Genomic DNA, 14,127 nt, shown 5'->3' on the forward strand with positions numbered 1-14,127 from the left:
GTTGCCCTTTCTTGATGCGCTGGTTACCAGCAAGTGTCTAGTGATCCCGCAGACTCTTGACATTCCGGTCACAGATCGTGAAACGGGAAAGAAATGTGTTTCGTCTGTCACAGAGAGTAATCCTCGTGATGGTGGGAGAACACGAGCGCTTAGCCGGACTAACGTTCGGGCGCGAGTGAACCCATGCCCACTTCGAGTCACTCCCCGTGTTCGGCGTCACACGACCACAGATCAAGCGCCGGGCTCGGTGTGAGGTTCGGAGATAGTTTTGGGCAAGTTCCTGGCCAGGCGGCTGCTGAACTACGTCGTCCTGATCTTTCTGGCGACGAGTTTCGCGTACCTCCTCGCGGCCACCAACCTGCAGCCGCGTGTGTACTTCGAACAGATGCAGCCACCGCCTCCGCCAGAGGTCGTCAACGCCCAGTTGGACAGCCTCAACCTGAACGACCAGACGCCCCTCGCCGAGCGCTACGTCACCTGGATCAAGGGCGTCCTCACCGGTGACTTCGGCAAGAACATCCAGGGCGGCGACGTTTCCGCGCAGATGTGGATGAAGGCCGGGGTCACCCTCCGACTCATCACCGTGGCCACCATCCTGGGCAGCGCGTTGGGCATCGCCATCGGCGCCTACGCCGCGGTGCGCCAGTACCGCGCCTTCGACAAGGCGGCCACCGGTGCCTCCTTCTTCGTGCTGTCGATCCCCACCGTCGTCATCGCGATCGTCATCCAGGTCCTGGCCGTGGCGATCAACGACGGGCTCGGGTTCACCCTCCTCAAGTACGTCGGCGAGTATTCGGCGGGCTTCCAGGGCAACGCCTGGGAGACGCTCCTCAATCGCGTCCACCACGCGATCCTGCCGACCCTGGTGCTCGCTCTGGCCCTGTTCGCGGCCTTCGCCCGTTACCAGCGCAACATGATGCTGGACGTTTTGAACGCGGACTTCGTACGCACCGCCATGGCCAAGGGGCTCACGCGGCGCCGGGCGCTGTTCAAGCACGCGCTGCGCACCGCGCTGATTCCGACCATCACCTACTTCACGTTCACCTTCGGTGCCTTGGTCTCCGGCTCCACCTTCACCGAGAAGATCTACGGGTGGCACGGCATGGGCGCCTGGCTCATCGACTCCATCTCCCGACAGGACGTCCACGTGGTCGCCGCGGTCTCCTGGTTCATGGCCATCACCATCATGGCGGCGTCGTTCCTCTCGGACATCCTCTACGCCTGGCTCGACCCCCGAGTGAGGGTGTGACGATGACCCGCCGTACCGACCAGAACAGCGTCCGCGCGCCCCACAAGGGTGCCCCCGCAGCAGCTTTGTTGGAGACCACGCCATGACCACCGTCACCGAGACGACCCCGGAAGTGCCCGCCGCGCCTCCGGCACCCAACCGGCTCAAGGACATCGCCCGCCAGCTCATCGAGACCAGACGCGTCATCGTCGGTATCGTGATCCTGGTCCTGTTGACCCTGTTCGCCTTCATCGGACCGGTGATCAGTCCTTGGGGAGTGAGCGAGCGCGACTACACCGCACTCCTGGAAGGCCTCTCGCCCGACCACTGGTTCGGTACCAACCGCACAGGCCAGGACATCTTCACCCAGACCACGGCGGGTTTGCAGAAGTCCCTGCTCATCGGTCTGTTGGTGGCCCTGATCTCGACCGCGATGGCGGCCGTCATCGGTGCCTTCGCCGGCTACTTCGGCGGGCTCACCGACAAGGCCCTCACCTGGATCGCCGACCTGGCCCTGGTGCTGCCCAGCTTCGTCATCCTCGCCATCCTGTCCCGGCACTTCGTCGGCAACGGTGGTTGGCTCATCCTGGTCATCCTGCTGGCGGCCTTCAGCTGGATGGTCACCTCGAAGATGGTCAGGGGCCTGACCATCTCGCTCCGCGAACGCGAGTACATCCACGCCGCCCGCTTCATGGGCGTTCCCTCGCACAAGATCATCTTCCGGCACATCCTGCCGAACATGTCGTCGCTGCTCATCGCGGACGCCACCATCATGGTCAGCACCGCGATCATCGGTGAGACCGCGTTGAGCTACTTCGGTCTGGGCGTTCAGTCCCCCGACATCAGTCTGGGCGTGGTCATCGCGGACGGCGCCTCGTTCGCCACCACCGCGCCCTGGGTCTTCGTCTTCCCGACGGCCCTGCTGGTGCTGCTGGTCCTGGCCGTGAACATGATCGGGGACGGGCTGCGCGACGCCCTGGACCCCACCGCCAAGTCGCGTCGTTCCTAGGGGGAAGGCACACCAATGAGCACCGAGACCATCGTGGAAAGCCAGACCACGAACAACGACGGCACGGACCGGACCCCGGTTCTGGAGGTCATCGACCTCACCGTCACCTTCCCCGGGATGAACAACAACCCCGACGTCAAGGCCGTGCGGGGCGTCAGTTACGCCGTCCATCGTGGCGAGGTCCTGGGCATCGTCGGTGAGTCCGGTTCGGGCAAGTCCGTGTCCTCCATGGCCGCCATGGGGCTGCTGCCCGAGCACGCCGAGATCACCGGATCCGTGCTCCTGCACGGTGAAGAGCTTTTGGGCAAGAAGGACAAGGAGATGGCCCGTAAACGCGGCAAGGTCATCTCGATGGTCTTCCAGGACCCGTTGTCGGGCCTGACCCCCGTCTACACCGTGGGTGACCAGTTGGCCGAGGCCTTCCTGGTGCACAACCCCAAGGCGGGCAAGGCCAAGGCCCGGGCCCGCGCGGTGGAACTCCTGGAACTGGTGGGCATCCCCAACCCCGAGTCGCGGTACCGCTCCTTCCCGCACGAGTTCTCCGGTGGTATGCGCCAGCGCGTCATGATCGCCATGGCGATGGCCAACGATCCCGACGTCATCATCTGCGACGAGCCCACCACCGCCCTGGACGTCACCATCCAGGCCCAGATCCTGGACCTGCTCCGCACCGCCCAGCGCGAGACCGGCGCCGCGATCGTCATGATCACGCACGACCTCGGCGTCGTCGCCGGGTTCGTGGACCGGGTGTTGGTGATGTACGCGGGTCGCCCAGTGGAGATCGGCACCGTCGACGAGATCTACTACGGCAGCCGCATGCCCTACACCATGGGCCTGCTCGGCGCGGTCCCACGCATGGACCTGGAGGATCAGGGCGCTCTGGTGCCGATCAAGGGCAACCCGCCCTCCCTGTCGGATCTGCCCTCGGGGTGCCCCTTCGCGCCGCGTTGTCCCATCGTCCGACCCGAGTGCGAGGAGTCCGAGCCGGAACTGCTCGGTGTCGGCTCCCGTACGCCCGGGACCGACGACACCCGACCCCAGGACACCGGTGTGCAGCGGGTCGCGTGCATCCGTTCCGCCGAGATCGAGGCCAACGGCTGGACCGCCCAGGACATCTACCCGGTGCCGGACATCCCCGACTCCGCGACGGCCATGGTCGACCGGGCCGATCGCGCCGAGGTCCTGCGGGTCCAGGACCTGATCAAGCACCACCCGCTGTTGAAGGGCGCCGTCTTCAAGCGCCGGGTCGGCACGGTGTACGCGGTGGACGGCATCGACTTCGACATCAGGGAGGGGGAGACCCTCGCCCTGGTCGGTGAGTCCGGGTGCGGCAAGTCCTCCACCCTCATGGAGATCATGAACCTGGAGCGGCCCCAGCGTGGCAGCGTCGAGGTGATGGGCCGCGAGGTCGGCACACTCACCCGCGCCGAACGCTTCGGGCTGCGTCGCGACATGCAGATCGTGTTCCAGGACCCGATGAGCTCCCTGGACCCGCGAATGCCGGTGTTCGACATCATCGCCGAGCCCCTGCGCGCCCACAAGGTCCCGGCCAAGGAGGTCACCGAGCGCGTCTACGAGCTCATCCGCCTCGTCGGCCTGAACATCGAGCACGCCACCCGCTTCCCCGCGGAGTTCTCCGGTGGCCAGCGCCAGCGCATCGGCATCGCCCGGGCCCTGGCCCTGGAACCGAAGCTACTGGTGCTGGACGAGCCGGTCTCGGCCCTGGACGTGTCCATCCAGGCGGGGGTGATCAACCTGCTCGAAGAACTCCAGGCCAAACTCGGTCTGGCCTACCTGTTCGTGGCGCACGACCTGTCCGTGGTCCGGCACATCGCCGACCGGGTGGCGGTCATGTACCTCGGCAAGATCGTGGAGATCGGCGACACCAAGTCGATCTACACCCGACCCAGCCACCCCTACACCCAAGCCCTGCTGTCCGCCATCCCCGTTCCGGACCCGGAACGGGAGCGAGCACGCACGCACATCGTCCTGGAAGGGGACCTCCCCAGTCCCGCGAATCCGCCCTCGGGTTGCAGCTTCCGGACGAGGTGCCAAAAGTTCATCACCCTCTCGGAGTCCGACCGGGAGCAGTGCATGAGCACCGAACCACGGATCCTGCCCGTCAACGGTGGGGACCAGGGGTCGGCCTGTCACTTCGCCGAGCGGCGGAGCGACCTTGTCTGATCCACGGTTCGAAGGCACGGCCGGTGCCGCCCCGCGCCCCGGCCACACCACCCTTAGGAGGGAAATCCCCATGCGTATCGGGAAGGCGCGTTACCTCGCCCCCGCCTTCGCACTGGTGCTGATGGCCAGCGCCTGCGCCAGTGACGATGGTCAAAATCAGGACGATGCCCGCGATGAGCAGGCCTCCCTGCCCGCGGAGGACCTCAACCCCGCGGACCGCGACGACCTCAAGGACGGAGGTGACTTCGTCTGGGCTCTGAGCGAGTACGAAGAGCAGCACAACATGCACCACGTTCAGGGCAACAAGGCCGACGTTCGCCGCGTCATGTCCGCGGTCATGCCCTCCGCGACCCGTTATGACGCCGAAGGCGGCTTCGCTCCCAACGAGAACTACGTTCTCGACTACCAGGTCAGCGACGACGGCCTCGAGGTGGACTACGAGCTCAACCCCGACGCCGTGTGGTCCGATGGTGAGCCCATCACCTGGGAAGACTACGAGGCCACCGTCATCACCCGTAAGGGCGAGCGCGACGGTGACTTCGAGATCCTGTCCACCGTCGGTTACGAGTGGGTCGACGAGGTCGTCGAGGGCGACGACGAGTACTCCTTCACCCTGAAGATGAAGGAGCCCTACGGCGACTGGCCGACCCTGTTCTCCCCCCTGTACCCCAAGGAGTACATGGAGGACGCCGAACTCTTCGCCGAGGGCTACAACAAGGACATCCCCGTCACCGCCGGTCCGTTCGGTGACGTGGAGTTCGACGACGTCGCCTCCCGCATCACCGTGCACAAGAACGAGGATTGGTGGGGCGAGGAGGCCAAGCTCGACCGCATCATCTTCGCGGGCCTGGACACCAGCGCCCAGGCCGGTGCCTTCGCCAACGGTGAGATCGACGCCTTCTACCTCGGTTACGACGCCGCCGGTTACGAGCGCGTCAAGGACATGGAGGGCGACGGTGCCTACTTCACCCGCGCCGTCAACCACGGTCACCGCTTCACCGCGCTGAACGGCTCCAGCCCGCGCCTGGAGGACAAGCGCGTCCGTCAGGCCATCGCCCTGACCTTGGACCGCGACACCATGGCCGAGGTCGCCCTCGGTGCGGTGGAATGGCCCATCACCGGTGAGGTCAACCGTCTGCTGCGCTCCAGCCAGAACGGTTACCAGGACAACAGCGGCGACCTGGGTGCGCGTGACGTCGAGCGCGCCGCCGAGCTGCTCGACGAGGCCGGCTGGACCCTCGAGGACGGCGAGGAGTTCCGTACCAACGAGGACGGCGACACCCTGACCCTGGCCTACGTGGCCTCCGAGGGCATGGACCTGGCCGTCGACGAGGGCGAGATGGCCCAGCAGATGCTCGCCGAGGTGGGCATCGAGGTCGATGTCCAGCAGGTTCCGGCCAACGCGCTCTTCTCCGAGTACGTGACGCCCGGTAACTACGAGATGGCCACCTTCGTCTACACCGGCACCTCTCCCTTCGTCTCCGGCTCCAAGGGCAACTACGGCATGCCGCTGGACGAGGAAGGCGAGGAGTGGGGCGCCAACATCAGCCGGCACTCCCTCCCCGAGATCGACGAGCTGTTCGACGAACTGTCGGTCGAGACCGACCCGGACCGCTACGCCGAGCTCGCCAACGAGATCGACGCCCTGCTGTGGGAAGAGGCCATCACCATCCCGCTGTTCGAGCGTCCCGGCTTTTGGGTCATGAAGGACGACCTGCACAACTTCGGTGAGTTCGGTCTGGCCGCCGACTTCGTCTACGAGGACATCGGCTGGGCCAAGGAGTAGGTGCACCGGCCTTCCCCGAGACGGACACGATGAGCGTCCGAAGGCCTTGAACACCCCGTGGTGTTCAGGGCCGGGAACACCGAAGGTCTTCGCGTGAGATCAGAGGGCGTCGTCCCCCGAGTGGGGGTCGGCGCCCTCGCCCTTTGCCCAAGGGCGGTTCGGGGCGCTTCAGAGGGAGAAACACGCGACCGGGTCAAGGAACCCGGAGGGGGTGAACAGGAAGGTATAGGGCGAATATGGGTGATGTGGTCGAGATCTCCTGATCCCTGACAGAATCGGTAGCATCCCACCATCGTCCCTCCCCTTACCCCCTGACACTCGTGTCCCTCCCTCGCTCGTTGGAAAGCTCCAGATGCGACTCCACCCTCTCGCCTCCGCCTGCCTGGCGATCCTGTTGTGCGTGACCGTGACCTCCTGCGCCGGTCACCGAACCGATGGCGGGGACAGCGACACCCCCACCGAGGCCGCATCCGACCCGGGCTCGGAAGAGGCCGACGAATCCGGATCGCCCTCGGCCGAGCCCGAGCAGGAATGGCCCTTCGGCACCCCCGTGGGATGGGCCGCGCAACCCGGGCCCGTGGAGACGGCCCCCGAGTCCGACGAAGCCGACCGAAGCGATGAGGGGGGCGCTCCGAACGGCGAGGACGGGGCGGAGGACGAGGACTCCGACGACTCCTCCGCCCAGGAGTCCAGCGGCCCCACCGAGCATCCCGGCGTCACCGGAGGGGCCGACGGGGACACCGTCGGCGCCACCGACGCCGACACCCTCGTCGAACACCTGAGCTCCGACGAACCCCTGGTGGTGGAGGTCGAGGGCGACATCGACCTCGACGGGACCATCCACGTCGGATCCGACAAGACCCTCCTGGGGGTGGGGGAGGGCGCCGAACTCACCAAGGGCCGACTGGTCGTGGACGGCTCCACCAACGTCATCATCGCCAACGTCACCATGAACGTCGACGCCACCGCCATCAGCGTCCAGGGCGGCGCACACCACGTGTGGGTGGACGGCTCCACCTTCAGCGGCGGTGACGGTGACAGCCTCGTCTCGGTGACCGACGGCGCCGACCACGTCACCCTGTCCTGGAACCGTTTCACCGACGCCGAAGCCGCCATCGGCATCGGCGCGGACGACGACGCACCCGGAGCCCTCCGGGTGTCCGTGCACCACAACTTCTTCGACGGCACCACCTCCCGACACCCGCGCGCCCGCAACGCCGAACACGTCCACGTGTTCAACAACTACTTCCGCGACAACCCCGACTACGGGGTCCGCTCCGCGCACGGCTCCAACGTGCTCGTGGAGGGCAACTACTTCGAGCGCACGCCGCTGTCGGTCTCCACCCAGGACGACGAACCCGGCAACGTGGTCACCCGGGACAACCTCCTGGTCGATTCCGACCAGCCCGACCTGCGCGGCGAGGTCCCCGAGCCGCCCTACGTCTACGAACTCGACGACACCGTCAGTGTTCCCGACCTCGTCGGTGGCCGTGCCGGCGCCCTATGACGGAGCCCCGTGACCGGAGCCCTGGGGGTGCGTTTCCGGTGGGGTTTCGTCTCAGGCGGGCTCAGTCCGCAACCGCGTGGTAGTCGTAGGTCTTCCCGGTCCCGTCCGCCGTTCGGTAGTGGAGTCTTCGAGGGTGCCCCGCCTCGTCGACCCACAGTTCGAACTCCACCCGTGGCAGCCGCGTCAACGTGTTGTCGCCGGAGGTGGAATCGTAACCACTCATCATCACCGAAGAGCTTCCCGTGTACCGGTGCGTGGTGTGGGTGCTCGCGGGCTCTCCGGCAGGGCTCTCCGGCAGGGTCAGCTCCTCGGTGCCCACGAACTCCATGTCCTCGGCCGCCTCGATCAGTTCGTCCAGGGGAGCCACGACGAACTCCGCCGAGCACGACCGCTGGTCCGCCGCGGTGGGCGAGGTCAACAACCTCATCCCGCCCGAGCCCTCGCGCGCGGTCATCAGGTAACCGGTACCGGCCAGCTCGTAGCGGTACACCTCCACGCCCGTCGACGTGCTGAAGTAGTGCTCGAACTCGGCGTCGAGGCCGTCGCCGCCGCGCGCCCAACCATGCCCGGTCTCCTGGTCCGTGGACCATTGCGTGTAACTCACGTGCAGTACGGGTGCCAGGCGCAGTTCCTGGGACGCCAGCTCCAAGAAGGCCTGCGCGTCGGCGGGCTCCACCTCGCCCGATCGTTCCCGAAGGGGGCGTTCCCGTGGGGCGGTCTCCTCCACCGGGCCGGGGGCCAGGGTCAGCCGGGCCACTCCCCAGCCGCTGGCGACCATCACGAGGCAGGCCACGAGCACGAACAGCGTCAACGGCCAATCGGGCGGCTCCTTCGTGCCCTCGTCCTGCGGATCGGTGAACGGCATCCATGTCGACACTGACAGCGCCTCGATTCTGCGGTCCGGCATGTGGGGGGTGGTGCCTACGGTGAGTACGACGCGGTGACTCACCGCTCTGTTCGAGCACGGCCCGCACATGATCTCGACCGACAGGGACGAAACGTAGGGTGTAGTGGACCTCAGGAGACTCCAGGAAGTCCTCGAGGAAGGCGAAGGTCTCCGTCCGGGAGAGCCGACGTAGCAACTCGACCGAACCGTGCTCCCACAACAACCGCACCGCGGTGCGGGCCACCGTCGCCGAGTCGAAGGTGTCGCTGGCGAAGAGTTCGTGCAGTTCATCGGCGTTGAGCCGAAGGAGGGTGGCCTCCAGCGGCTCGGAGTCCAACAACCCCAACAACGCCAACGCGCAGTCCACCCTCCTCACCGGGTCCGGGGTGGGAAGACACCGCAGGACCGTTTCGGTCACCTCCACCGGATCCCACTCGCGATCACCCAGGACATCGGGTTCGTGGCCGGTCGTGGGCCGTTTCGGATCCAGAGCCCGCTCGGCCACCACCTCCCAGTGCTCGGCCATCCGAGGGACCACCACGGTCAGGGACACCGTGAGCGCGACCACCAGTGTCAGCAGCGCGGCGTACTCCACCAGCCCCGCCCCACGCTCTGGGGCCCTCCCTCGGAGAGGAAGGCTCTCGTGTTCGCCGATCATCGGCCCACCGCCCGTTCGAGTGTCATCACGGGTCGCCCATCCCGAACGACGCCACCACCCGGTACGGGGACCGCCTCGGAGCGTGCACGAGCAGGTCCCCGGAAGGCGACGGGGTCTTGGCCCCGTGGCCATGAGCGCCTCGCGACGTCGCGACCACGGGCTGGAGGGATGAAGACGGGAGCGTCCCCGGCGGGTACGAGGGGTTCTCGGGTCATGCCTTTCAGGTTCGGCCGCCGCACCGACCCTCGGCAAGACACCGCAAAAAGCTGTGGATAAACAACAACCCCTGCTCAGAGGGGGTTCTGGGGGATCCTCAAGGGGTGGACCCCAGCAAAGGATCGGCTACCTGAAGGGCGGTGGTCCGGCGGACAGGTGGATGTGGTCCACGTGGTCCTGCGTGGGGTTGCCGCGAAACCCGGCGTGCCGCTTCACGCTCTCCCACGGCCCCACGGCGTCCCTGGCCGGATTCCAGATGTGGTAGTCGTAGATGATTCCCTTGACCTGCATCTCCTGATGGTTTTGGATCAAGAAGTCGATCACCCGCACGGCGGTGGCGTCCATCTCGGGCGTCGGAGTCCCGCCCAGGTCGGCCATCATGTAGTCCACCGCCTCGCCGTATCCGTGGTCACTGGTGGGCTCGTTCCGGTAGCCGCCGGCGTTCAGGTAGAACCCCGGAAACTGCTCGTTGAGGCGCTGGTGCGCCGCGCACATCGCCGGGTGCAGGGAACCGAGCTCGGCGCAGTCCACGATCGCGCCGGCGCCGAACACCGAGTTCGGGTCGAACTCGTACTGCCCCTCCTGGTCGACCAGGTGCACGTCGAACAGGGCCGAGGCCTGCACGGAGTCACCGATCGCCGAACCGTCGCAGTTCAGTCCCACCTCGTCCCGGCCACAGTCCGCGTTCAGGTCGATGATCGCGATCGCCGCCGCGCTGCCGAAGGACGTGGCGCTCATGTCCTCCTCGCCCTCGCACACCACGTCGTTCCAGTGCCGGGAGCCGTCCGGTTCCAGCTCCTTCTGACAGAGCGCCCCTCGTACCTCCACCCGCACGATGTTGCCCGAGCGGCCCATCACGTTGTCACTGGCTCGGATGTCGGTGAGTACGGCACCGTTCTCGCGGGCGAAGTTCTCGGCCCGGGCGGTGGCGGCCTCCTCGTCGTAACGGGGCATGGGATAGGCGCCACCGGCCATCTGGTCGGCCGCGTGGTCCCGCAGGGCGCTCACCGCGGCCAGGGCGGCGGCGTCCGCCGCGGTCTGGGCCTGGGAACGCTGGTCGTTGGCAAAACCCACGCGCATGAACAGCACAGTGAGGGAGAGCAGCGCGATGGTCATGCCGAAAAGCAGGAGGATGTTGGCCTGGCCATCGTCGCGGCGTCCCAAAAGGTGACGTCGGCGTTCCATTCGGAGGGTGGTCCGTCGCATGTCCGTCCCAAAGGGGTCGTTCCCGCGAGGGCGGGGTCGGGGGCGAAGGGTCGAGGGCACGGATGGCGTGGGTCCGTAGGCGATCGACCACGTATCGCACGGACCCCTGCGTCGGGCAGCTTAACCCGGCTTGTGGCGGCCGGTACAGGGGTGGGGTTCGGGGCGCCCTCACCGGTGGGCACGCGCTGATTCCGTCATCCCAGGTGGGGCTCGGTGGCGCCCGTGCGGGTACGGTCCGACGCGGCCACGACCGGCCGCCGCGATCCCGTTCGATCACGGGCCGGCCCGAGCACGGCGCAGGGGTGTGGCCTTGGACCTGATGGGCGTGATCGAGGTGACCACGTTCAGGGCGCGGGCGAGTGACGAGTGGGGCCGTCGAGGATTCGGGCGATCTCCTGGGCGGCGGCGCGGGCGCTCTCGGTGTCGGTGGCCTCGGCCGCGGCCACCTCCAAGTGGGCCAACCGGGCGGCCCTGCGCGGGCAGCTGCGCAGTTCCACGAACATGCCCCAGCGGCGCAGGAACATCCGTACCGGTACCGGGTCGCCGTTACGAGAACTCAGGTCGCGCACGTGCCGGTGCTGGATGTCGAAGGTGCCCAAGACGTCGGGTGCCACCCGGCGCACGGCGGCGCGCAGGACGAAGCCGTCGTCGCCGTGCGAGAGCTCACGGGCGACCGGTGGGGTCGAGAGCTGCGACGCCAAGGCCTCGGGGACCGGCACGCCGATCTCGTCCGAGGCAGGGGGTTGGGAACGCGCGGGCTCACGGGACAAAGCGACTCACCTTCTCACAGGGGGAGGAGACCTGGACCGAGCATGGGCCGGCCACACCGGGGGTACAAGCGGGATCGCGGAACCTGTGGAAAACTCACCCGTGGGCCGTTCCGTCCGGAACGCGGGAGCTCGCCCCACCTGTCTTCGGTCGCTATGCACCGGTGGTTCCTGGTGTGTCGGATCCGCTGCCATGGTGGACCCACCTTCGCCCGGCGACCTGGTGGCCCGGTTCGCCCCTGCTTTGAACGGCGCCAACACCGACCAGGCCACTTGGTCGGTGTTTCGGACAGGGGTTGAAGGGCGACCTGGAGTTCCAGGTCACCTGGCTCGTCACCGAGACCCCCGAACGGGCGCCCCCGAACGCCGAGGCCTGAAATCCGAAATGTACGGACACCGAGTGCGGCGTATCCTGCGGTCAGGTGCCACGACCAGTACCTGACCGCAGTCGGAAGCACGGAGGGTTCCGCGACCGTGAACCGTTCCCCCAAGCCCACGGAGAAACTGCCGACCCCGCCGTATCCCTGGGTGGCCCTGGTGGGTTGCCTCATCCCACCCGTGGTGGCTCTGCTGCTCTGCCTGGAGGCACGGATGTTCGGTGCCGTCGCCCTCGAACTGGGCAACGGAGCCCGGTTGCCACTGGGTTATCCGGTGGTACTGATCGCGGCCTTCCCACTGCTCATGCCGCCCGACGTACGCCACCTGGCCGCGCTGGTCTCCGCCACGCTGTTGGGAGTGCTCGCGCTGGGCTGGCTGCTGGCCTCGGTGCCACTCGTGGCGTATCTGCTTCCGGTCATCGTGCTCCTGCTGGTGACCTGGTTCCTCAACCACCCCCGCCTGATCGCCCGTGGCGAGCGCGAGGCCGCCCCCGAGCGGGAGCGATAGACCGACTCGGGGGCGCAGGAGCCTGCCTTCAGCGCAACCGGCGCCGCACGGCCCCCGCCACGTGGACGTCGGCGACGACCAACCCCACATCACCCGAATCCACTGCAGACACGGTCGCCGACCGCACATACGGGCCTCGACTCCACCTACGAGCGGTACGGGGATGGATGCTCTTGGCCCCCATGCGGCTCAGGGCCCCGGGCGGCCCGGCGAGCAAACGCAACCGCCAGCGTGAGCGCAGCGTTTCCGTTCCCTGGTGGTCCTCATGGCCCAGCAACGGGAGTCGGCCCACCAACATGGCCTCCTCCCAACCGGACGACAGCGGCACTTCCCGCAAGGGGAAACGCTGCCCGGCGTGGCTGCCGCGCACCACCTCCACCGCGTAGGACACACCTTCGGGCAGCGGCTTTTCCAGGAACACCTCCAGTCGAAGTTCGTCGGCGCGCCTGCCGGCGGGCCGGATCCGCATTCGATCCACCGAGAGTGAAGGCGCCACCGGCGAGGTCTTCAACCCCAACCGGTCGTTGATCGTGTAGTACGGCCGCACCTTGGTCCCGGCCCCCTGAGCCGGGCGCACCTGCTGAGTGGGGTATTCGATGATCTGCTTGTAACCCACCACCCCAGACAGGTGACGGCCCAGAGTGCATTCGGTGCCATCGGACAGCACCAGACGCATCTGCCACTTGTCGGAGTCGCCGTGGCGCCCGTGCGTGATCATCCGCGCATCGATGACGGCGGTGAACTCGCCACCACGCGCCACGGCGGCGTCGAAGGCGTGCAGGGTCTGGGAGGAGGCGTGCGGCCGCAGCGCCACTCGGGCCTTGGCGTCGGGGAGTTCACGTCCCAGCACCCGGCCCCGCACGGTGATCCGTCCGTCGGCGACCTCCACGTGCTCGACCTCGGCGTGGTGCGGGGAACGGCGCACGTGCAGCACTAGGCTCCCCTTCACCGAACGCGCGGGGATCACCAGGGACAGCTCGGTGACCCGGGAGGGGGAGAGCGGAAAACCGTACTGCTGGATGCTCAGGTCACGAAGGGGGGTCTCCACGCCCTCAGGCCGGGACCCGTTCTCGCTCCCCGGATTCGTCAGGTCCACGCGGGATACCTGCCAGGTGCCCGTGCTCAGGTCCAGCTTCGTGGCGTCCACGAGGACCCGTCCATCGGCCTCCGGGGTCAGTTCCAGACGCCGTTCTCCCTTGGTGAGCACCACCGTGTCCGGTATCCGGTCGGAGGCCAGGACGGTCCCCGAGCCGAAGGAGACCGGCCCCAAGTCCAGTACCGTCACTCCGTCCGGCCCGACCTCCACCCGACAGGACGCGGGCGGGGCGGGGCGGGGCCTGGGCACGTGGATCGCGGGCCGGTCCGGCGCACCGGACCCGGCCAGTTCGTAGAAGAGTTCCTCATAGCGGCGCATCACGTTCACCGGATCGAAACGTTCCGAAGCGCTCAGCGCCGCCGCCGACATCCGCCGCCTCAGGTCGTCGTCGCCCATCAAACGGGCCAACCCCCGCGCGATGCCCGGCGCGGACTTGTTCGGGACGAGGAGACCGTCCTCTTGGTCCTGGATGATCGACGCCGGCCCGTGCGGGCAGTCGGTGCTCACCACCGGCAGGCCCGAACGCATGGCCTCCACGATGGTCATCCCGAACGGTTCCTCGCTGGAGGTGACCGCCGCGAACGCCCCCTGTGCCCAGACCTCCTCGACCCGAGGGTGGGCCCCCATCAGCCACACCCGGTCCTGCAACCCCAGCGACCCCACCAGCCTGTCCAACGCCCCACGCCGGCTGGCCCCCCC

The 14,127-nt window shown here is 67.5% G+C and carries 10 protein-coding genes; 6 read left to right on the forward strand and 4 right to left on the reverse strand.

Annotation, left to right across the window (positions count from 1 at the left end):
- Window positions 1–268: 268 nt before the first annotated feature.
- The 5 genes from D472_RS0123055 to D472_RS0123075 all read left to right on the forward strand — a co-directional run bounded on the left by D472_RS0123055 (window position 269) and on the right by D472_RS0123075 (window position 7,714).
- Window positions 269–1,249, forward strand: coding sequence for an ABC transporter permease (locus tag D472_RS0123055; protein WP_017606804.1), 981 nt, complete (start codon window positions 269–271; stop codon window positions 1,247–1,249).
- Window positions 1,250–1,331: 82 nt separating this feature from the next.
- Window positions 1,332–2,237, forward strand: a complete 906-nt coding sequence (locus tag D472_RS0123060; protein ID WP_017606805.1) for an ABC transporter permease — start codon at window positions 1,332–1,334, stop codon at window positions 2,235–2,237.
- A gap of 15 nt (window positions 2,238–2,252) precedes the next feature.
- Window positions 2,253–4,421, forward strand: a complete 2,169-nt coding sequence (locus tag D472_RS0123065; RefSeq protein WP_017606806.1) for a dipeptide ABC transporter ATP-binding protein — start codon at window positions 2,253–2,255, stop codon at window positions 4,419–4,421.
- A 70-nt stretch (window positions 4,422–4,491) separates the two neighbouring features.
- A complete protein-coding gene (locus tag D472_RS0123070) occupies window positions 4,492–6,207 on the forward strand; it encodes an ABC transporter family substrate-binding protein (RefSeq protein WP_017606807.1) in 1,716 nt (571 codons plus the stop codon).
- Window positions 6,208–6,559: 352 nt separating this feature from the next.
- Window positions 6,560–7,714, forward strand: coding sequence for a pectate lyase family protein (locus D472_RS0123075; protein WP_017606808.1), 1,155 nt, complete (start codon window positions 6,560–6,562; stop codon window positions 7,712–7,714).
- 61 nt (window positions 7,715–7,775) lie between these two features.
- On the opposite strand, the gene D472_RS0123080 is transcribed toward D472_RS0123075, so the two are convergent.
- The 3 genes from D472_RS0123080 to D472_RS0123090 form a co-directional block, all read right to left on the reverse strand.
- On the reverse strand, window positions 7,776–8,621 hold the full coding sequence (locus tag D472_RS0123080) for a hypothetical protein (protein ID WP_239643032.1): 846 nt from the start codon (window positions 8,619–8,621) through the stop codon (window positions 7,776–7,778).
- Window positions 8,622–9,600: 979 nt separating this feature from the next.
- A complete protein-coding gene (locus tag D472_RS0123085) occupies window positions 9,601–10,680 on the reverse strand; it encodes a pilus assembly protein TadG-related protein (protein WP_017606810.1) in 1,080 nt (359 codons plus the stop codon).
- Window positions 10,681–11,024: 344 nt separating this feature from the next.
- The gene (locus D472_RS0123090) at window positions 11,025–11,450 is read right to left on the reverse strand and encodes a hypothetical protein (protein WP_017606811.1); all 426 of its coding nucleotides are present in this window, start codon (window positions 11,448–11,450) and stop codon (window positions 11,025–11,027) included.
- A gap of 471 nt (window positions 11,451–11,921) precedes the next feature.
- Between D472_RS0123090 and D472_RS0123100 the strand changes: the two genes are divergently transcribed.
- Complete coding sequence (locus D472_RS0123100; RefSeq protein ID WP_017606812.1) at window positions 11,922–12,332, forward strand: hypothetical protein; 411 nt, start codon at window positions 11,922–11,924, stop codon at window positions 12,330–12,332.
- A gap of 28 nt (window positions 12,333–12,360) precedes the next feature.
- Here the strand turns inward: D472_RS0123100 and D472_RS0123105 are convergent.
- The coding region (locus D472_RS0123105) for a glycosyltransferase (protein ID WP_026117994.1) at window positions 12,361–14,127 on the reverse strand (1,767 nt) is incomplete at its 5' end.

The organism is Nocardiopsis alkaliphila YIM 80379, assembly GCF_000341005.1.
Taxonomy (GTDB): Bacteria; Actinomycetota; Actinomycetes; order Streptosporangiales; family Streptosporangiaceae; genus Nocardiopsis; species Nocardiopsis alkaliphila.